Origin of the sequence: Nocardioides plantarum (assembly GCF_006346395.1) — a bacterium.
In the GTDB taxonomy this organism is placed as follows: Bacteria; Actinomycetota; Actinomycetes; order Propionibacteriales; family Nocardioidaceae; genus Nocardioides; species Nocardioides plantarum.
In genome coordinates, this window is record NZ_VDMS01000001.1 from 286,243 (window position 1) to 305,095 (window position 18,853).

16 protein-coding genes are annotated in these 18,853 nt (G+C 73.0%); 5 read left to right on the forward strand and 11 right to left on the reverse strand.

The annotated features are described in order from the left end of the window. Nucleotides 1-6: 6 nt before the first annotated feature. The 4 genes from FJQ56_RS01320 to FJQ56_RS01335 all read right to left on the reverse strand — a co-directional run bounded on the left by FJQ56_RS01320 (nucleotide 7) and on the right by FJQ56_RS01335 (nucleotide 3,975). Nucleotides 7-873 carry an ABC transporter ATP-binding protein gene (locus FJQ56_RS01320; protein ID WP_140007404.1) on the reverse strand — a complete coding sequence of 289 codons (867 nt, stop codon included), beginning with the start codon at nucleotides 871-873 and terminating at the stop codon, nucleotides 7-9. Beyond that, nucleotides 849-1,727, reverse strand: a complete 879-nt coding sequence (locus tag FJQ56_RS01325) for an ABC transporter permease (RefSeq protein ID WP_140007405.1) — start codon at nucleotides 1,725-1,727, stop codon at nucleotides 849-851. Before FJQ56_RS01325 ends, FJQ56_RS01320 begins: the two co-directional genes overlap by 25 nt. Further along, nucleotides 1,724-2,797, reverse strand: coding sequence for an ABC transporter substrate-binding protein (locus tag FJQ56_RS01330; RefSeq protein WP_246083936.1), 1,074 nt, complete (start codon nucleotides 2,795-2,797; stop codon nucleotides 1,724-1,726). Before FJQ56_RS01330 ends, FJQ56_RS01325 begins: the two co-directional genes overlap by 4 nt. 107 nt (nucleotides 2,798-2,904) lie before the next feature. Next, nucleotides 2,905-3,975, reverse strand: coding sequence for an LLM class flavin-dependent oxidoreductase (locus tag FJQ56_RS01335; RefSeq protein ID WP_140007407.1), 1,071 nt, complete (start codon nucleotides 3,973-3,975; stop codon nucleotides 2,905-2,907). Nucleotides 3,976-4,011: 36 nt separating this feature from the next. Here FJQ56_RS01335 and FJQ56_RS01340 point away from each other — a divergent pair, with 36 nt between their 5' ends. Next, nucleotides 4,012-4,842: an NADPH-dependent oxidoreductase gene (locus FJQ56_RS01340; RefSeq protein WP_140007408.1), complete on the forward strand. Its 831-nt coding sequence runs from the start codon at nucleotides 4,012-4,014 to the stop codon at nucleotides 4,840-4,842. 203 nt (nucleotides 4,843-5,045) lie between these two features. On the opposite strand, the gene FJQ56_RS01345 is transcribed toward FJQ56_RS01340, so the two are convergent. Then, nucleotides 5,046-7,223 (reverse strand): glutamine synthetase III family protein, encoded by a 2,178-nt coding sequence (locus FJQ56_RS01345; RefSeq protein WP_140007409.1) that lies wholly within the window; start codon nucleotides 7,221-7,223, stop codon nucleotides 5,046-5,048. A 261-nt stretch (nucleotides 7,224-7,484) separates the two neighbouring features. Here FJQ56_RS01345 and FJQ56_RS01350 point away from each other — a divergent pair, with 261 nt between their 5' ends. Beyond that, the gene (locus FJQ56_RS01350) at nucleotides 7,485-8,246 is read left to right on the forward strand and encodes a response regulator transcription factor (RefSeq protein WP_140007410.1); all 762 of its coding nucleotides are present in this window, start codon (nucleotides 7,485-7,487) and stop codon (nucleotides 8,244-8,246) included. A gap of 73 nt (nucleotides 8,247-8,319) precedes the next feature. Beyond that, nucleotides 8,320-9,003 carry a response regulator transcription factor gene (locus FJQ56_RS01355; RefSeq protein ID WP_246083937.1) on the forward strand — a complete coding sequence of 228 codons (684 nt, stop codon included), beginning with the start codon at nucleotides 8,320-8,322 and terminating at the stop codon, nucleotides 9,001-9,003. A gap of 7 nt (nucleotides 9,004-9,010) precedes the next feature. Here the strand turns inward: FJQ56_RS01355 and FJQ56_RS21940 are convergent, their stop codons facing one another. The 6 genes from FJQ56_RS21940 to FJQ56_RS01385 all read right to left on the reverse strand — a co-directional run bounded on the left by FJQ56_RS21940 (nucleotide 9,011) and on the right by FJQ56_RS01385 (nucleotide 16,761). Beyond that, the gene (locus FJQ56_RS21940; RefSeq protein ID WP_170215219.1) at nucleotides 9,011-9,373 is read right to left on the reverse strand and encodes a hypothetical protein; all 363 of its coding nucleotides are present in this window, start codon (nucleotides 9,371-9,373) and stop codon (nucleotides 9,011-9,013) included. Nucleotides 9,374-9,622: 249 nt separating this feature from the next. Continuing rightward, nucleotides 9,623-12,628 carry a bifunctional [glutamine synthetase] adenylyltransferase/[glutamine synthetase]-adenylyl-L-tyrosine phosphorylase gene (locus tag FJQ56_RS01365; protein WP_211350718.1) on the reverse strand — a complete coding sequence of 1,002 codons (3,006 nt, stop codon included), beginning with the start codon at nucleotides 12,626-12,628 and terminating at the stop codon, nucleotides 9,623-9,625. Beyond that, nucleotides 12,625-13,395, reverse strand: a complete 771-nt coding sequence (locus tag FJQ56_RS01370) for a type 1 glutamine amidotransferase (protein WP_140007411.1) — start codon at nucleotides 13,393-13,395, stop codon at nucleotides 12,625-12,627. Before FJQ56_RS01370 ends, FJQ56_RS01365 begins: the two co-directional genes overlap by 4 nt. A gap of 13 nt (nucleotides 13,396-13,408) precedes the next feature. After that, entirely contained in the window at nucleotides 13,409-14,746 is a 1,338-nt protein-coding gene (locus FJQ56_RS01375; protein ID WP_140007412.1) for a glutamine synthetase family protein, read from the reverse strand. A 157-nt stretch (nucleotides 14,747-14,903) separates the two neighbouring features. Further along, complete coding sequence (locus FJQ56_RS01380) at nucleotides 14,904-16,253, reverse strand: cytochrome P450 (protein ID WP_140007413.1); 1,350 nt, start codon at nucleotides 16,251-16,253, stop codon at nucleotides 14,904-14,906. A gap of 58 nt (nucleotides 16,254-16,311) precedes the next feature. Continuing rightward, nucleotides 16,312-16,761: a hypothetical protein gene (locus FJQ56_RS01385; protein ID WP_140007414.1), complete on the reverse strand. Its 450-nt coding sequence runs from the start codon at nucleotides 16,759-16,761 to the stop codon at nucleotides 16,312-16,314. 51 nt (nucleotides 16,762-16,812) lie between these two features. Between FJQ56_RS01385 and FJQ56_RS01390 the strand changes: the two genes are divergently transcribed. Next, nucleotides 16,813-17,523, forward strand: coding sequence for a response regulator transcription factor (locus tag FJQ56_RS01390; RefSeq protein ID WP_140007415.1), 711 nt, complete (start codon nucleotides 16,813-16,815; stop codon nucleotides 17,521-17,523). Continuing rightward, nucleotides 17,523-18,827 (forward strand): sensor histidine kinase, encoded by a 1,305-nt coding sequence (locus tag FJQ56_RS01395; RefSeq protein WP_140007416.1) that lies wholly within the window; start codon nucleotides 17,523-17,525, stop codon nucleotides 18,825-18,827. Before FJQ56_RS01390 ends, FJQ56_RS01395 begins: the two co-directional genes overlap by 1 nt. The last annotated feature ends 26 nt before the right edge of the window (nucleotides 18,828-18,853 follow it).

Genomic DNA, 18,853 nt, shown 5'->3' on the forward strand with positions numbered 1-18,853 from the left:
CGGGGGTCACCGGGCGCTACCGGCCGCTACCGGCGCTGCCGCCGCGGGGTCCTTGCGGTCGATGCCACGGCTGCGATCGGGACGGTCCGGGGCGAGGTCGTCGGGGTCGGGGTCGCGCACCAGCCCGTCGGCGTCGAGGTCGACGCCCAGGGCGTTGAGCAGCCGGCGGCGCAGGGCCGCGAACCGGGGGTCGGCCGGGTCCCGCCGCGAGCCCAGGTCGACCGGCACGTCGCTGCTGATGACGCCGTCGTCGAGCACGATCACCCGGTCGGCCAGGACGATGGCCTCGTCGACGTCGTGGGTCACCAGCAGCACCGAGGGGCGGTGCCGCTGGCACAGCTCGCGCAGCAGCGTGTGCATGTTGAGCCGGGTCAGCGCGTCGAGGGCACCGAACGGCTCGTCGGCCAGCAGCAGCTGGGGGTCGCGCACCAGCGACCGGGCCAGCGCGGCCCGCTGGGCCTCACCGCCGGAGAGCTGGTGGGCCCAGGCCCTCTCGCGCCCGGCGAGGCCGACCTCGGCCAGCGCCGTACGGCCGCGGTCCTTGGCGTCGCGACCCTCGAGGCCGAAGACGACGTTGTCGAGGACCCGCCGCCACGGGAGCAGCCGGGAGTCCTGGAACACCATCGAGGCCCGCGCGGGCACGCTGATGCGCCCGTAGCCAGCGACGCCGCGGTCGAGCCCGGCCAGGGCCCGCAACAGGGTGCTCTTGCCGCTGCCGCTGCGTCCGATGAGCGCCACGAACTCGCCGGGCGCGATCTCGAGGTCGAGGCCGTGGAGCACCCCGCCGGTCCTGGTGAAGCTGCGGTGCAGGTTGGTCACCCGGACCGCCGCCTGCTCCGCGGTCGCGGTCAGCTCTCCAGCGTGCGTCGCCATGACAGGGCCCTCCTCGCGATCAGTCGGACGACGCCGTCGGCCACCAGGCCGAGGATCGCGTAGACGACGAGCCCGACGATGATCACGTCGGTCTGTCCGTAGCTGGAGGCCAGCGTGATCATGTAGCCGATGCCGCTGGTCGCGTTGATCTGCTCCACCACGACCAGGGCCAGCAGCGCCGAGGTCACCGCGAAGCGCAGGCCGAGCAGGAAGCCGGGCATCGCGCCGGGGACGACCACCTGGCGCACGAACGCGATCCGCCCGACGCCGATGGTCTCGGCGAGCTCGGCGTACCGGCTGTCGATGGTGCGCAGCCCGTTGTGGGTGTGGATGTAGATGGGCACGAGCACGCCGAGGGCGATCGTGTAGACCTTCATCTCCTCGCCGATGCCGAACCACAGGATCAGCAGCGGGATCAGCGCAAGGCTGGGGATGGAGCGCTTGACCTGCACGGGGCCGTCGATGACGGCCTCCCCGCTGCGCGAGAGGCCGGCGAGGAGCGCGAGCACCACCCCGACCCCGACGCCGAGCGCGAGGCCCAGGCCGGCGCGGGTGACCGAGGTGACCAGGCCGTCCTGCAGGCGGCCGTCGGCCCACAGGTCGCGGGCCGTCTCCACGACCGTCCACGGGGCCGAGAGCGTGCGCTCGTCGATGAACCCCGTCGCCGAGCCGATGAACCAGAAGGCCAGCAGCAGCACGGGACCCAGCAGGATGCCGCCGCGGACACCGTCGCCCGGGCCGAGCCGGCGTAGCCGGACGCGGTCGTCGACGAGGTCCTCGGAGACCGGGGCGTCGGTCTCGGCCGAGGGGGGTGCGCCGTACCGGGCGAGCTTGACGAGGGTGGGTGCCGTCATGACGTGGCTCCCGCCTTGTCGTCGTCGCTCGCGGCCTGCGCGGCCGGTTCGAAGCGCCGGTCGTAGAGCGCGCCGACGTCGAGGTCGTCGCGGTCCTGCTCCCGGGCGAGCAGGTCGGCGGTCGCCTGGTGCTCGGCGATGAGGTCGTCCCAGCTCTGCACGACCTCCTTGTCACCGAGCGCCTCGACGAGCCGCTTCGCGTCCTCCTCGGAGAGACCCTCGTGCTCGACGTAGTAGCCCTGGGCGAACTCGTCGGGGTGCTCGTTGACCCAGTCGACGGCCTCGGCCCAGACCTCGGTGTACTTCTTCAGGGCCGCGGCCTTGTGGGCGTCCTCGACGACCTCGGTCGGTGCGTAGAGCTCCCAGTAGTCGTCGCGGACGCCGGGCGCGATCGTGTGGGCACCGTCCCGCTCGTACTTCGCCAGGAACGGCGGCACCAGCGTCTGGCCGAGCGGTGCGACGTCGACCTGCTTGCTGCCGAGCGCGTTGACGTACACGTCGTCCACGCTGGCGATCTCCACCAGGTCGACGTCGTCCTGCGTGAGGCCGGCCTTCTGCAGCACCTTGAGGACGAGTGCGCCCTGGGCCTGGCCCGGGCTGTAGGCGATCTTCTTGCCCTTCAGGTCGGCGAGGTCGTCGACCTCGACACCGGGCGCGACGCCGAGCTCGTACGTCGGGTGCTGGAGCGGGTCGATGGTGGTGCGTGCCGCGACGATGCGGACGTCGGTGCCGGTCCACTCGGCGAACAGCGGCGGGATCTCGGCGACCGAGCCCACGTCGAGCGCGTCGGCGCGGAAGGCCTCGAGGGTCTTGGGGCCGCCGCTGATGTTGGCCCACTCGACCTTGAACGGCAGCTCGTCGTCGAGCCCGGAGAGCTCGAGCGCCACCTGGGTGGCGGGGTCGCCGATGCGGAGGACGGTGTCCTTCGGGATTTCGTCCGGGATCGCGGCCGACTGCTCCAGCTTGGGTCCTGCCTCCTCGCCACCGCAGCCGGCCAGCGCGAACGGAGCGACGACGACGACGGTCAGGGCCGCGAGGCGGAGGCGGCGGGGGCGGGTTGGCAGTGACACGGGGGCTCCTCGGAGGGGTGGGTTTGTTCTGATGTAACCGTAGTAAGAAAATAGACTTAACAGAGACAAGTCCATGAGGTGGACATCCGGACCACGGGGGCACCCGGTCAGTCGCGCAGCAGCGGCAGCAGCTGGTCGCCCTGCCTGCCGATCTCGCCGAGGTAGGGCGTGTCGGAGAGCACGAACGTCGTGACGCCGAGGTCCTCGTAGCGACGCAGGGACTTGGCGACGTCCTCGGCCGACCCGACGAGCCACGTGGTGCCCGCACCACCCCCGCCGTAGCGGCCCGGTGCGGTGTAGAGGTTGTCGTCGAGCACGTCACCGCGGGCGGCCAGGTCGAGCAGGCGCTGCTGGCCGTGGGCCTGGGCGCGCCGGGGGTCCCGCTCGTCGCCGGAGCCGCCCGCCGCCTCGGCCATCGCGGCGACCTTGGCCTCGGCGTCGGCCCAGGCCTCCTCGGTCGTGTCGCGGACCAGGGTGGTGATCCGCAGGCCGAACTCGAGCGGAGGGTGCTCCCGCCCCAGGTCGGCGCTCAGCGTGCGAAGACGGTCGATCCGCTCCGCCACGCCGTCACGGGTCTCGCCCCAGAAGAGCTGGACGTCGGCCTCGGCGGCGGCGACCCGCTCGGCGGCCTCGGAGGCGCCGCCGAAGTAGAGGCGGGGGTGCGGGCGCCCCTCGCGCGGCTGGATGCGCGGACGGACCGTCGAGTCGGTGACACCGAAGTGCTCGCCGTCGTAGGTGACGTCCTCCTCGGTCCACAACCGGCGGACGACCTGGAGGAACTCGCGGGTGCGGGCGTAGCGGTGCGCCTGGTCGCCCTCGCTGTCGCCGTACGCCGCGAGGTGGTCCTGGCCCGAGACGATGTTGACCCGCAGCCGGCCACCGCTCAGGTGGTCGAGGGTCGCGGCGGCCGAGGCGAAGTGGGCCGGGCGCCAGTAGCCGGGACGGATGGCGACCAGCGGCTCGAACGTCGTGGTGCGTGCGGCCAGGGCGGTGGCGACGGTGAACGTGTCGGGCCTCCCCCAGCTGGTGCCGAGCAGCGCACCCAGCCAGCCGTGCTCCTCCAGGGCGAGGGCGTGGCCGGTCAGGGTGTCCAGGCTGTTGTGGTCGTCGACGGCGTCGTCGCCGCGGTGGCCGGGCTCGACCTGGTTGGGGATGTACCAGAGGAACTCCGAGCTCATGCGTTCTCCCGAGGCAGTAGTAAGTACTCTTTGACTATGGGAATAGTAGGCATTAACTCGGACGCTCCTCGGCCGCCGTCCACCCCGCGGTACGGCGACGGCTCCAGCGTCACGGTCAGCAGCGAGGTGCTGGCGTTGCAGCTCGCGCACCGGTCCGTGCGGCGGTTCACCGACGAGGACGTGTCCGAGGAGCACGTGCGCGCCCTGGTGGCCGCGGCCCAGTCGGCGCCGACGTCGTCGAACCTGCAGGCCTGGAGCGTCGTCGCGGTCCGCGACCCCGCACGCAAGGCCCGGCTCGCTGCTCTTGCCGGCGGGCAGGCCTTCGTCGAGGCGGCGCCGGTCCTGCTGGTCTGGGTCGCCGACCTCAGCCGGGCCCGGCGGCTGGCCGCACGCACCGGCGTCACGGTCGACGCGACCGACTACCTCGAGAGCACCCTCATCGGGTTCGTCGACGCGGCGCTGGCCGCGCAGAACGCCGTCGTCGCCGCGGAGTCACTCGGGCTCGGCAGCACCTACGTCGGCGCGATCCGCAACCATCCGCGCGAGGTGGCCGCCGAGCTCGCGCTGCCGTACGGCGCGGTCGCGGCGTTCGGGCTCGCGCTCGGCGTACCGGACGCGAGCGAGGACGCCGGCGTCAAGCCGCGCCTGCCCCAGGGCGCCGTGCTCCACCACGAGCAGTACGACGCCGCGGCGGCCGACGCCCACCTCCCGGCGTACGACGGCCACCTCGGCGCCTACAACAAGCGCCACGGCCTGGCCGGCGTCTGGACCGAACGGGTGCTGGCCCGGCTGGCCGGCCCGGCGTCGATGGCCGGACGCCACACCCTGCGCCAGACCCTCGCCGACCTCGGCCTCCCGTCACGGTGAGACTTCACCCACGACTCCACATCGGCATGAGGCCGAAGCGGCGAGCGGGCACAGGCGCCCGGGCCACCCACCGAGGTGACCACACGGCGCACGTCGCGGCCGGTTGGTCACTCGTGCGGGTCGGCCCCGCCGTACTGGGCCGCGGCAGCACTACGAGAGTGGTGCGGGGCCGCCGCACGTGACCAACCGGTCCGCGACAAGTGCTACAGGATGTAGAGCATTTCTTGGTACGTCGGCAGCGGCCACAGGTCGTCGGCGACCAGGCCCTCGAGCTCGTCGGCGGCCGCGCGGACCTCGGCCATAGCGGGCAGCACGCTGTCGCGGAAGTAGGCCGCCGTCTCCAGCGGGTCCTCGGGGTGCTCGTGGGCGATGGCGCCCTTGAGCGCGGTGAGGCCGGAGGTCAGCGAGGCCACCAGGGTGCTGACGGTCTCGAGCGCCGTCTTGTCCGGCGTGAGGCCGGCGTCGGCGAGCGCCTTGACGTTGAGGGCGAGCTCGGTCTGGTAGCGCAGGGCGGCGGGCAGCACGGTCGTCGTCCCGATCTCGAGGGTGAGGTTGGCCTCGACGGCGACGGCGAGGATGTACTGCTCGCAGCCGATCTCGAAGCGGCTGTGGGCCTCGCCCTCGTTGAAGACGCCGTAGGTGCTGAAGAGCTCGATGGCCCCCGGCGTGATCAGCTCGGGGAGCGCGTCGACGGTGGTGCGCAGGTTCTTCAGGCCGCGCTGCTCGGCCTCGATCGGCCACTCGTCGGAGTAGCCGTTGCCGTTGAAGATGACCGCGCCGTGGTTGGCGACGATCTCGGCGAGCAGGGTCTGCACGGCCTCGTTGAAGTCGGTGCCGTCGGCGACCGCGGTCTCGAGCGCGGTCGCGCAGTAGTCGAGCGCCTCGGCCATGATCGTGTTGATCATGACCATCGGGCCGGCCACGGTCTGGTTGGAGCCGGGAGCGCGGAACTCGAACCGGTTGCCGGTGAAGGCGAACGGCGAGGTGCGGTTGCGGTCGCCCGGGTCCTTGGTCAGGTTGGGGAGGGTGTCGACGCCGATCATCAGCGTCCCCTTCTCCTTGGAGTGGGTCGCGCCGCCCTTGGCGATCTGGTCGAACACGTCGGCCAGCTGGTCGCCGAGGAAGATGGAGATGATCGCCGGCGGGGCCTCGTTGGCGCCCAGGCGGTGGTCGTTGGACGCCGAGGCCACCGAGGCGCGCAGCAGGCCGCCGTACTTGTGGACCGCGCGGACGACCGCGGCGCAGAACACCAGGAACTGGGCGTTGTCGTGCGGGTTGTCGCCCGGCACGAGCAGCGAGCCGAGCTCGCTGTTGCCGAGGGAGAAGTTGACGTGCTTGCCCGAGCCGTTGACGCCGTCGAAGGGCTTCTCGTGGAACAGGCACTCCATGCCGTGCTTCTTGGCGACGGCCTTGAATGTCGTCATGAGTAGCTGCTGGTGGTCGGAGGCCTCGTTGGCGCGCTCGAACATCGGCGCGATCTCGAACTGGCCGGGAGCGACCTCGTTGTGCCGGGTCTTGGCGGGGATGCCGAGCTTGAAGAGCTCACGCTCGGTGTCCATCATGAAGCCGAGCACGCGGGCGGGGATGGCGCCGAAGTAGTGGTCGTCGAACTCCTGGCCCTTGGGCGGCTTGGCGCCGAAGAGGGTGCGACCGGCGTTGAGCAGGTCGGGGCGGGACAGGAAGAAGTGGCTGTCGATCAGGAAGTACTCCTGCTCGGGGCCGCAGTAGGCCACCACGTTGTCGGGGTCGGTGTGCCCGAACAGCTCGAGCACCCGCTTGGCGTGCACCGACATCGCCTGCTGCGAGCGCAGCACCGGCGTCTTGTGGTCGAGCGCCTCGCCGGTCATCGAGATGAAGATGGTGGGGATGCACAGCGTGTTGCCGTTGGGGTTCTCCAGCACGTACGCCGGGCTCATCACGTCCCAGCCGGTGTAGCCGCGCGCCTCGAAGGTGTTGCGCAGGCCGCCGTTCGGGAAGCTCGACGCGTCGGGCTCGCCCTGGACCAGGGTCTTGCCCGAGAACGACGCGAAGGCCGTGCCGTCGCCGACCGGGTCGAGGAAGCTGTCGTGCTTCTCGGCGGTCAGGCCGGTGAGCGGGTAGAACACGTGGGCGTAGTGGGTGGCGCCCTTCTCGAGCGCCCAGTCCTTCATGGCCGAGGCGACGGCGTCGGCCACGTCGGGGTCGAGCGGCGCGGACTTCTCGATCGTCTGCACCACCGACTTGTAGACCGTCTTGGGCAGCCGCTTCTGCATCACCGTGAGGCTGAAGACGTTGCTGCCGAAGATCTCGCCAGGCTCCTCGCCGGGGTCGAAGCTGATCGGCGGCGGGACGTGCGCCTCGACGGCGGCGATGGCCTGCAGGCGGACGGGGTTGGCGGTCATGTCGGTGCTCCCTTGCGGTGGTGCTGCGGTGGTGCGTGCGCGCGTCCCCCTCGGGCGCCGCCGCCTGGCGCGAACCTAGGAGGGCCGGGTGTCGGGATTGTTTCGTCGCCGTGTCCTCGGACGACCCGCGTCTATGACGCCCCTCACGTCGCGTCGAGCGGCCCCGCGAGCCAGGAGCCACCGGTGGGCCGCGGGCGAGCCGTCGGAGCGGGGACCGGCGGGTCCCCCGCGTCCTGCGTGTTCTCTGGCACACTCCCCTACGTGTCTCAGGAACCGCATGGGGAGCGTCGCGCGGTCGTCGTCGAGGACGACGAGGACATCCGCTCGCTCATCGAGTTCACCCTGACCACGCAGGGCTTCGTGGTCCGCTCGGTCGAGACCGGCCTCGACGGCGTGCAGCAGGTCAGGGACTTCGACCCCGACCTGGTCACCCTCGACCTCGGTCTCCCGGGCATCGACGGCATCGAGACCTGTCGCCGGATCCGCGAGATCACCGACGCCTACGTCGTGATGATCACCGCCCGCGACGACGAGATCGACCGGCTGCTCGGCCTCGAGACCGGTGCCGACGACTTCATCTCCAAGCCCTTCAGCGTCCGCGAGCTCAAGGCCCGCATCAACGCGCTGTTCCGGCGTCCGCGCCGTGGCGTCGGTGCCGCCGGGCCGGCGCCCGCCTCGGCCCAGGCCGTCGTCACAGCCCCCGTCGTACCCGATCACGAGGTGCTCGAGCACGGCCCCCTGCGCGTCGATGTCGAGGGCCGGCGGGCGTTCAAGGCCGCCGAGGAGCTGGCGCTGACGCGCACCGAGTTCGACCTGCTCACCGAGCTGATGCGCACCCCCGCCCGCGTGTGGACCCGCGAGGCGCTGCTGCGCTCGGTCTGGGGCACCGACTGGGCCAGCGACACCCACCTCGTCGAGGTCCACATCGGCAACCTGCGCCGCAAGCTCGGCGAGGGTGCCGGTCAGCCGAAGTTCATCAAGACGGTGCGCGGGGTGGGCTACCGCATGGAGTCGTGGGACTGATCCGGTCCACGAGCCGGTTCCTGGCGGACCGTCGAGCCCGAGGCGAGGGCTACTGTCCCACCATGGACCTCCAGTGACGCCCCGCGTCCGGCTCGCCATCGTGGACGACTACGCCGTCGTGGTCGCCGGGGTCGCCGCCCTCCTGGCCGACGAGGACATCGACGTGGTGGAGACGGGGGCCTCGCAGCCGGTCCTGACCGACGTCGACGTCGTCCTCTACGACACGTTCGGTCAGGTCGAGGGCACCGGCATCAGCCTGAGCGACTTCGTGCGCGAGAGCGGGGCGAAAGTCGTCGTCTACAGCTGGAACCTGCACCCGTCGCTGATCCAGCAGGCCCTCGACGGGGGCGCGCGTGGCTACCTGTCCAAGGTGCTCACCGGGCCCGAGGTGGTCCGCGCCCTCAAGCGGGTGCTCGCCGGCGAGACCGTCGTCGTCACCGGCTACGACGAGACCAGCGTGGGCGGGGCGGGCGACTGGCCGGGTCGCAGCGCCGGGCTGTCGCCGCGCGAGGCCGAGGTCGTCGCGCTGATCACCCAGGGCCTCAGCAATCAGGACATCGCCGACCGGGTCTACCTCGGCATCAACACCGTCAAGACCTACATCCGTACGGCGTGCCGCAAGATGGGCGTCACCTCGCGCACCCAGGCCGTGCTGTGGGGCCTGCAGAACGGCTTTGAGCCCGACACCCTGCGCACGGTCGATCGCTCGCTGCTGGTGCGACCCGCCGAGGTCACCTACCGGGGACCGGCGAGATGACCGGGCGTCATCCGACGGAGACGCCGGCCAGGTAGGCGTCGATCGCGACGCCGGCCCGGTCCGCGGCCGGCGGCAGCATCCGGACCTGCGCGCGTGCCGCCGGCAGGTCGAGGGTGCGCAGCGCGGCCTCGAGGTAGGACGCCAGCTCGGCGAGCTCGCGGGCGCCGGTCATGGTGGCCGAGACCTTGAGGCTGAGCACGGCGTCCATCGACTCGTCGGGGTCGGCCTCGAACGCGAGCACCGCCGTGACGACACGCTCGACCCTGGCCTGGAGCATGCGACGGAACGTGCCGGCCAGCTCGAGGACGAACGATCGTTGTCGGGGGTCGTCGACCAGCTGGTGCAGCGTGCTCGGGTCGAACACGGTCATGGAGGCGGCCCCTTCGGTCGGTACCGCCATCGTGCCGGTCGCGGATCAGAGCCCGATCCGGAAAGCCTCAAGGAACCCGCAAAGCGCGCCGGGCCGACCACGGGGACGGTAGGGCCGGAAAACAGAGCACGAGCCGCGGTCTCTGGGGGGGTCGACCGCGGCTCGTGCGTGGAACAGTCTGGCACATCCACACCCCGATGGGCATCTCCCGGGGGGTGGTGGACCAGTCCACGGACGGGTGGGCGACGGCTACCAGAAGACGCGGTCGACCACGCCGCGCGCGAGTCGGGTGACGCGCAGGTAGTCGTTGACCATCTCGTCGGTGCACCCGGGCGGGTAGCCCAGGATGCTCGCGACGGCAGCCCGCTCGCGGGAGTCGCGCGGCATCTCGTCGCCGGGCTTGCCCCGTGCCAGGGTCACGGCGTTGCGGACCCGGCTGACCAGGCGCCAGGCCTCGGCCAGCAGTCGCGCGTCCTCGTCGGCGACCAGCCCGGCCTCACGGGCCGCCTCGAGCGCGGGCAGGGTGCGCGGGGTGCGCAGGGCCGCGACCTCACCCGCGTGCCGCATCTGGAGCAGCTGGACGGTCCACTCGATGTCGGCCAGGCCGCCGCGGCCGAGCTTGAGGTGCAGGGCCGGGTCGGCACCACGGGGCAGGCGCTCGTGGTCGACGCGGGCCTTGATGCGTCGGACCTCGAGGACGTCGGCCTCCGACAGCCCCGCCGCGGGATAGCGCAGCGGGTCGATCAGCGCGGTGAACGCCTCGCGCACCTCGAGGTCCCCGACGACGGCATCGGCGCGCAGCAGCGCCTGCGCCTCCCACACCTTCGACCACTTGGCGTAGTAGGCGGCGTAGGAGTCGAGGGTGCGGACCAGGGCTCCCTGCTTGCCCTCGGGGCGCAGGTCGGCATCGACGGTCAGGGCCGGGTCGGCGCCGGGCAGGGCGAGCAGGCGACGCAGCTCGTTGGCGACCGCGGTGGCGTACGACGTCGCCACCTGCGCATCGGCGCCCGCGACGGGCACGTGCACGAAGAGCACGTCGGCGTCGCTGCCGTAGGACAGCTCGAACCCGCCGTAGCGACCCATGGCGATGACGGCGATGCGGGTGGGCGCGGCGTCGAGCTTGCGGGCCCGGCGTACCTCACGGCCGGCAGCCTCGAGCGTCGCCTCGAGCGTCGCGTCGGTGATCCGCGACAGCGCGGCGCCGACGTCGGCGACGTCGGTCAGGCCCAGCACGTCGCCGGCGGCGAGCCGCAGCAGCTCGCGGCGGCGTACGGCGCGGGCGGCACGCACGGCCTTGTCGACGTCGTCCTGGCGCTCGGAGCGCGAGCGCATCTCCTCGAGCATGGCCTCGGCGGTGAGCGGGGCGAGGTCCTCGGCCAGCATCCGCACGCCCTGGGGCTCGCGCTCGAGCAGGCCGGTCGCATAGCGCGACGTCGAGAGCAGGTGGGCCAGCCGCTCGGCGACCTGACCCTCGTCGCGCAGCGAGCGCAGGAACCACGGGGTGGACCCGAGGGTCTCGCTGAGCCGACGGAACCCGAACAGCCCGGCGTCGGGGTCGGCGCCCTCGGCGAACCAGGTCAGCATCGCCGGGAGCAGCGCCTTCTGGATCGCCGAGGTGCGCGAGACGCCGCTGGTGAGGGAGTCGAGGTTGCGCAGCGCGGCCTGCGGGTCGGCGTACCCGAGGGCGGCCAGGCGGGCCCCCGCCGCCTCCGAGGACAGCCGGACCTCGCCGCTGTGCACGCGCGCGACGGCGGTCAGGAGCGGACGGTAGAAGAGCTTCTCGTGCAGCCGGCGGACCTCGCGGCGGTGGTGGCCCCACACCTTGCCGAGGGTGACGACCGGCTCCTTGTGGAAGCCGAGGCTGCGTCCCAGGCGGCGCAGCGCGTCGTCGCTCTCGGGCACGACGTGGGTGCGGTGCAGCCGGTGGAGCTGGATGCGGTGCTCGAGGGTGCGCAGGAACGCGTAGGCCTCGTGGAGGGCCTCGCCGTCCTCGCGCCCGACGTAGCCGTGGTCGGTGAGCTGGGCGAGGGCACTGAGGGTGGTCGCGGAGCGGATGCGCTCGTCGGCGCGGCCGTGCACGAGCTGCAGCAGCTGGACGGCGAACTCCACGTCGCGCAGGCCGCCGGAGCCGAGCTTGAGCTGGCGGTCGGCTTCCTTGGCCGGCAGGTGGGCCAGGACGCGGCGGCGCATCGCCTGGACGTCGGCGACGAACCCGTCGCGCTCGGCCACGCTCCACACCAGGGGCTCGACCATCGCGCCGAACCCGCGTCCGAGCTCGAGGTCGCCGGCGACCGGCCGGGCCTTGAGCAGCGCCTGGAACTCCCACGGCTTGGCCCAGCGCTCGTAGTAGCCCTGGTGGCTGGCCAGCGTGCGGGTGAGCGGACCGTTCTTGCCCTCGGGGCGCAGGTTGGCGTCGACCGGCCAGATGGTGCCCTCGCCGGTGTGGTCGGAGCAGACCTGCATCAGGTTGCTGGCCAGGCGGGTCGCGGCCCGCCCCGCCTTGTCGTCGGGCACGCCGTCGGCCGGCTCGTGAACGAAGACCACGTCGACGTCGCTGACGTAGTTGAGCTCGTGGCCGCCGCACTTGCCCATCGCGATGACCGCGAGCCGGGCCAGGCCGGCCTCCTCCCCCAGGCGCTGGCGGGCGACCGCGAGCGCGGCGTCGAGGGTGCCGGCGGCGAGGTCGGACAGCTCGGCGGCCGCGTCGTCGATGGCGAGGTCGTGGGCCAAGTCGCGCGCCGCGAGTCGGAGCAGCACGCGGCGGTACTCGACGCGCAGGGCGTCGACGGCCTCGGCGTCCGGGATCGTCGCGGTCGGGGTGGCGGCGTCGGGGTCGGCCCCCACGGCGCGCAGCAGGCCGGCGCGCACGGAGTACGCCGCGGGGCGGGTCGAGCCCAGCGTCGGGTCGGTCAGCTCGCGCCAGTGCTCGGGGTGCCGGACCAGGTGGTGGGCCAGGGCCTCGCTGGCGCCGAGCACGCATAGCAGCCGCATCGCCGTGCCCTCGTCGTCGGCGAGGGCGCGCAGCAGGTCGTCGCGGTCGGTGGCGACCTCGGCCAGCCGGACCAGGCAGACCAGCGCCGCGTCGGGGTCGGCGGTGCGACCGAGCAGGGCCACCAACGGCTCGGCGGCGTCCCCCAGCTCGGCCAGCTGCACTGTCGCGGCGTCCGGGTCGGCGAAGCCGACCCGCGACAGGTGGCCCTTGGTGAGGCCGGTGAGGCCGGCACCGCCGGCACCGCCCGGGACGGGCCGGGTCACGTCGGGTCCGGCGTCGAGTGGGTGGAGTGCGTCGCGTGGGCCGCGTGCACCTGCCGGGCGAACCGGTCGGCGACCTCGCGGCCGAACCGCTCGAGGCCGGGGGTGGCCTCGACGACCTCGGTGAGCCGGGCCTGCTGGTCGATCCCGCGCGCCACGTGCCGCTCGGCGTCGCCAGCGGCCCACTCGGCCAGGATCTCGGGCGTCGCCTCGGGGTGCCACTGCACGCCCCACGTCGTCGGGCCGAAGCGCATCGCCTGCACGTCGCCCCGGGGCGTGCGGGCCAGGGCGACCGCGCCGGGCGGATCGCGCAGGACGACGTCGTCGTTCCAGAAGATGCCCGGCTGCGGGTCGGGGTGCGGCCCGCCGGGCGCCACCACGTCGTCGTGGGCGGCCTCGTCGGTCCACCCGACCCAGCCCAGCCCGACCTGCTGGCCGTGCGGGCTGCGGCCGACGTCTCCCCCGAACGCGAGCGCGCACAGCTGGTGACCGAGACAGACGCCGAGCGTCGGCAGCCGCAGCTCTGCGGCCTCGCGGACCAGGCGGCGTACGGGCATCAGCCACGGCACCGACGGGTCCCACGCGTCCATGGAGCCACCGAGCACGAGCAGCCCCGCGAGGTCGTCGAGCTCGGCGCGCTCGGGCAGGTCGTCCCCGAGGTAGGGGCGGCGTACGTCGAGGTCGCAGCCGGCCTCGGCGAGCCAGGTGCCGAGCTGCGCCGGAGGGCAGCTCGCCTGGTGTTCGACCGTGAGCAGACGGGGGCGCGGCATCGCTGGCCCAGCCTCAGATGACCGGCAGCATCTGGTCGCGCTCGTAGGCCGACACCTGGCCGCGGTAGTCGTCCCACTCGGCGCGCTTGTTGCGCAGGAAGAAGTCGAAGACGTTCTCGCCGAGGGTGTCGGCGAGCAGCTCGGACTGCTCGGCGATCACGATCGCCTCGTTGAGGGTCTTGGGCAGCGGGTCGATGCCGAGGCTCTTGCGCTCGCGCTCGGTCAGCGACCACACGTCGTCCTCGGCCTCGCGTGGCAGCTCGTAGCCCTCGGAGATGCCCTTCATGCCGGCCGCGAGCACCGCGGCGTAGGCGAGGTAGGGGTTGCACGCGGGGTCGAGGGTGCGCAGCTCGACGCGGGTAGAGGCGCCCTTGTTGGGCTTGTACATCGGCACCCGGACCATCGCGGAGCGGTTGTTGTGGCCCCAGCAGATGTAGGACGGGGCCTCGCCGCCGAACATCATCCGCTTGTAGGAGTTGACCCACTGGTTGGTCACGACGCTGATCTCGGGCGCGTGCTTGAGGACGCCGGCGATGAAGCGGCGTCCGGTCTGGCTCAGCTGGTACTCGGCGCCGGGCTCGTAGAAGGCGTTCTGGTCGCCCTCGAAGAGGCTGACGTGGGTGTGCATGCCGGAGCCGGGGTGGGTGGTGAACGGCTTGGGCATGAAGCTGGCCCAGATGCCCTGGTTGAGCGCGACCTCGCGGATGACGGTGCGGAAGGTCATGATGTTGTCGGCGGTCGAGAGCGCGTCGGCGTAGCGCAGGTCGATCTCCTGCTGGCCCGGCCCACCCTCGTGGTGGCTGAACTCGACCGAGATGCCCATCGCCTCGAGCATCGTGATCGCCTCGCGGCGGAAGTCGGCCCCGTGGGACTGCGCGGTGTGGTCGAAGAACCCGCTGCGGTCGACCGGCACCGGGTCGACCCCGGCCTGCGGGGTGTCCTTGAACAGGTAGAACTCGATCTCGGGGTGGGTGTAGAAGGTGAAGCCCTTGTCGGCCGCCTTGGCCAGGGTGCGCTTGAGCACGTGACGCGGGTCGGAGTAGGACGGCGAGCCGTCCGGCATCATGATGTCGCAGAACATCCGCGCCGTCGCCGGGCCGTCGCTGCGCCACGGCAGGATCTGGAACGTCGAGGGATCGGGCATCAGCAGCATGTCGGCCTCGTAGACCCGCGCGAACCCCTCGATCGCGGACCCGTCGAACCCGATGCCCTCCTCGAAGGCCCCCTCGAGCTCGGCCGGCGCCACGGCGACCGACTTGAGGAACCCCAGCACGTCGGTGAACCACAACCGCACGAACCGGACGTCGCGCTCCTCGAGTGCGCGGAGTACGAAGTCTTCCTGCTTGCCCATGGGGTGAGCCTAGGGGCTCCGAGGTGGGCGGGTGGGGTGGGTGTAGACCCGGTGGGAGATTCACCGCTGAGGTGGTGAAACTCCCGCCTCCACCACGAAGTTTCGTAGCAGCGGCAGGAGATTCACCGCTGAGGTGGTGAAACTCCCAACGGGTGCGTCAGCCAGCCCGGACCCGCTCCCCCAACGCCACCGGGAGGCGCTCGTAGCCGCGCAGCACCCGGGTGTCGCGGCGCACCGGGTGACCGGCGACGGCGAGGTCGGGGAAGCGCTCGTAGAGCAGGCGTAGGCCGACCTCGGCCTCGCGCCGGGCCAGGCTGGCGCCGAGGCAGAAGTGGGCGCCGGACGAGAAGGCCAGGTGGGCGCCGGCGTTGGGGCGTCGTAGGTCGAAGGCGTGGGGATCGTCGAAGACGGCGGGGTCGCGGTTGGCGCCGCCGAGGTAGGCGACCACCGCGGTCCGGGCGGGCACCTCGACGCCGAGGACCTCGGTGTCGCGCTGGGCGACGCGCAGGGTCATCTGGACCGGGGAGTCGTGGCGCAGCACCTCGTCGACGGCGCCGGCCCACAGCGACGGGTCGTCGCGCAGCGCCGCTCGCTGCTCGGGGTGGGCCTCGAGGGTGGCGACGGCGTTGCCGATCAGGTTGACCGTCGTCTCGAACCCGGCGCCGAGCACGAGGAGCCCGGTCGCGCGCAGCTCGAGGTCGGTCAGCTGCTCCTCGCCCTGCAGCACGGCCAGGCGGCTGATCAGGTCGTCGCCCGGGTCTGCCTGCAGCGCGCGGACGTGGTCGGCGAACCACAGGTGCAGGCTCCGCATGGCGTCCTCGGCACGACGGAAGTCGCGCCACGACAGGCTCGGGTCGAGGGTGACCGAGGCGATGTTGCCCCACTCCAGGAGCCGGCCGTGCATCTCGTCGGGGACGCCGAGCATGTCGGCGATGACCGCGACCGGGAGCAGCGCCGCGTAGCGCTCGACGATGTCGGCGGAGCCGGACCGGGACGAGCCGTCGTCGAGACCGTCGAGCAGGCGCTCGGCGGTCTCGCGGATGCGGTCCTCGAGCCCGCTGACGGCCCGCGCGGTGAACGCCCGCGTCACCAGCCGTCGGTAGCGGGTGTGGTCGGGGGCGTTGGTCGCGAGCATCGAGGGCGGGTCGACGGGGCCGGCCGCCCAGGGGTCGAGGAGCCGGCCGGTGAGGCCGCGCAGCGGGCCCGGCAGCTCGGCGCCGCCGGCCCCGACGATGAAGTCGTCGCTGCGCAGCACCCGGGTCACGGCCGCGTGGTCGGTGCTGGCCCACACGACACCTCCGCGGTGCACCGGCGTGGCCCGCAGCTCGTCGTAGACGTCGTACGGCGCCAGCTGCAGCGCCCGGTCGCTCTCGAGCCGCGCGACCAGGTCGCCGCGCCGGGCCCCGGCGCGGAACGCGGTCGCGCCCACGCCGTAGGACAGGGCCCAGGTGGCCCGGCTGCGGCCGGGGATGCGTCGGCCAGGCCTGCCCGACTGCTGCGATCCCATCTCCGCCTCCTTCGTGGGTCCCCCTCGGATGCTCTCACCCCGACCGCCCGGCCGTGCCTCAGTCGTCGGGAAGGGTCTTGTCCTCGCGGTCGGACAGCGTCGGGCGGCCGGCGTCGCAGAACACCTCGAGCTCGACCGACCGGCCCCCGGAGGCGAACACCGCGTCGACGTCGTCGTCGGGCCCCTGCTCGTAGCTGACGACCCGCCAGCCGGGCGCACCGGACGCGCCGTCGCCGAAGGCGACCGCGCCCTGGCACGTGACGTCGAAGGACCCGTAGTCACCCGGGAACGACGCGCTCGTGCGCGCAGCCCCAGGAGGTGGGGCCGCCACGCCCTCGGCGTCGGCCAGGGCCTCGCGCACCTGGTGGGCCTGACCGCTGAGCGGTCCGCGGTCGCGCACGCTGGCGCCGACGCTGGTGACCGCCACCAGGCCGACGGCCACGGCGACCGTGGCGGCGAGCAGCCAGGCGGCGACGTAGCCGAGGGTGCGCGTCGACGGCCGGTTCATGCCTCGATCCTGCCGGATGGGTGGGACGGGCGGGTTCGTTAGGTTCATCGTGTGGTGCAGGTGCTGATCATCGAGGACGACGCGCGGATCCGACCGCTGCTGATGCGCTCCCTCGACGAGCGCGGGTACGCCGTCGCCTCGGCCTCCACGGGCCTGGAGGGCCTGCAGCTGGCCGTCGACACCAAGCCCGACCTGGTGATCCTCGACCTCGGCCTGCCCGACGTCGACGGCACCCAGGTCCTCGCGATGCTGCGCGCCGTCAGCGACGTGCCGGTGATCGTGGCCAGCGCCCGCGACGACGACCCGACGCTGGTCGGCTGCCTGGACGCCGGCGCCGACGACTACGTGGTCAAGCCCTACACGACCGCCCAGCTCGAGGCCCGCATCCGGGCCGTGATGCGGCGGGCGGCGGGAGGCCCGACGGCGACCGCGCGGCGTACGGTCACGCTCGGCGACCTCGTCATCGACGTGCCCGCCCGGCAGGCGTCGCTGGGCGGCCGGGCGCTCGACCTGAGCCCCCGCGAGTTCGACCTGCTGCGCTTCCTCGCCGAGCGCCCCGACGAGGTGGTCACCAAGCGCGATCTGCTGGTCGAGGTCTGGCAGCAGCCGTGGGGCGGGTCCGACAAGACCGTCGACGTGCACCTGTCGTGGTTGCGCCGCAAGCTCGGCGAGTCGGCCTCCGAGCCGCGCTGGCTCCACACCGTGCGCGGCGTCGGCGTCCGGCTGAGCCCGCCGGGACCGGACCGCCCGGGCGCCGGCTGATGCGTCGCAGCCTGTTCCTCACCGTCGCCGCGGCGACGACCATGGTGCTGCTCGCGATGCTGGTGCCGATGGCCGTGCTGCTGCGCAGCTATGTCCTCGAGGACCGGCTGGCTCAGGCCGCCCTGGAGGTCCAGGCCACCGAGACCATCGTGTCCAGCGGCGACACCGGTCGCATCAACCTCTACCTCGAGGCCGCCAACGCCGGCGACGGTCCCCTGACCACCGTGGTCTGGCCCGACGGTCGGACCATCGGCCCGGAGCCCGCGGCGGCCGAGGCCACCCGTATCGCGCAGGCCCGCGCCACCGGGACCGCCCGCGTCGACGACGTCGACGGGGGCTCGGTGATCCTGGTGCCCGTCTCGCTGGGGCGCAGCACCGCCGCGGCCGACGAGACCCCGGTCGTCAGGGTCTTCGTCCCGGCGCCGGGCTGGGAGTCGGACCTGGTGCGCAGCTGGGCGATCCTGCTCGCCCTGGGCCTGGTCCTGCTGGCCGGGGCCCTGCTGCTCGCCGACCGGCTGGGCCGCTCGTTCGTGACCCCCATGCGCGACCTCGCGTCGTACGCCGCCCGGCTCGGGGTCGACGGGCACCCGACGGTGCCCCCGCCCGGCGGCCCCGCCGAGGTGCACGAGCTCGGGGTCGCACTGCACCGGCTGGTCGGGCGGGTCGAGACGCTGCTCGAGCGCGAGCGCGCCGGCATCGCCGACGTGTCCCACCGGCTGCGCACCCCGATGACGTCCCTGCGCCTGGGCGTCGACGGGCTCGCCAGCCCCGACGAGCGCGCCCGGCTCGGAGCCGACCTCGACGAGCTGCAGGCGACGGTCGACGCCGTGGTCCGCGAGGCCCGTCGCTCCGAGCGCGAGGGGCTGACCGGCGTGGTCGACGGGGTGTCGGTGCTCGCCGAGCGGGTCGGGTGGTGGGTGCCGCTCGCCGAGGACCAGGGCCGCCCGCTCGACCTGCGCGTCGAGGTCGCCGGGCCGGTCGTCGTACGCGCCGGCGCCGACGACCTCGTCGCCCTCGTCGACGTGCTGCTCGACAACGTCTTCACCCACACGCCCGACGACGCCGCGGTGCGGGTGGTCGTCGGGGCCGCCCCGAAGGGCGGGGTGCGGCTGGTCGTCGAGGACGCCGGCCCCGGCCTGCCCGACGGCGACGTCGTCGACCGCGGGGCGTCTCGGGGTGGGTCGACCGGGCTCGGCCTGTCGATCGCGGACCGCACGGCCTCCGAGTCCGGTGGCCGTCTCGAGCTCGGCCGCTCGACCCGACTGGGCGGCGCCCGGGTCGTGGTCGAGCTGGGGGCGGGCTGACGTCCGTTGCCCGGGGCCGGTCCCGG

Excerpts from the sequence above, each read along its gene's own strand:
- FJQ56_RS01320 (WP_140007404.1), bottom strand. The coding sequence starts at position 873 with ATGGCGACGCACGCTGGAGAGCTGACCGCGACCGCGGAGCAGGCGGCG.
- FJQ56_RS01325 (WP_140007405.1), bottom strand. The coding sequence starts at position 1,727 with ATGACGGCACCCACCCTCGTCAAGCTCGCCCGGTACGGCGCACCCCCC.
- FJQ56_RS01335 (WP_140007407.1), bottom strand. The coding sequence starts at position 3,975 with ATGAGCTCGGAGTTCCTCTGGTACATCCCCAACCAGGTCGAGCCCGGC.
- FJQ56_RS01340 (WP_140007408.1), top strand. The coding sequence starts at position 4,012 with ATGGGAATAGTAGGCATTAACTCGGACGCTCCTCGGCCGCCGTCCACC.
- FJQ56_RS01345 (WP_140007409.1), bottom strand. The coding sequence starts at position 7,223 with ATGACCGCCAACCCCGTCCGCCTGCAGGCCATCGCCGCCGTCGAGGCG.
- FJQ56_RS21940 (WP_170215219.1), bottom strand. The coding sequence starts at position 9,373 with ATGACCGTGTTCGACCCGAGCACGCTGCACCAGCTGGTCGACGACCCC.
- FJQ56_RS01370 (WP_140007411.1), bottom strand. The coding sequence starts at position 13,395 with ATGCCGCGCCCCCGTCTGCTCACGGTCGAACACCAGGCGAGCTGCCCT.
- FJQ56_RS01375 (WP_140007412.1), bottom strand. The coding sequence starts at position 14,746 with ATGGGCAAGCAGGAAGACTTCGTACTCCGCGCACTCGAGGAGCGCGAC.
- FJQ56_RS01380 (WP_140007413.1), bottom strand. The coding sequence starts at position 16,253 with ATGGGATCGCAGCAGTCGGGCAGGCCTGGCCGACGCATCCCCGGCCGC.
- FJQ56_RS01385 (WP_140007414.1), bottom strand. The coding sequence starts at position 16,761 with ATGAACCGGCCGTCGACGCGCACCCTCGGCTACGTCGCCGCCTGGCTG.
- FJQ56_RS01395 (WP_140007416.1), top strand. The coding sequence starts at position 17,523 with ATGCGTCGCAGCCTGTTCCTCACCGTCGCCGCGGCGACGACCATGGTG.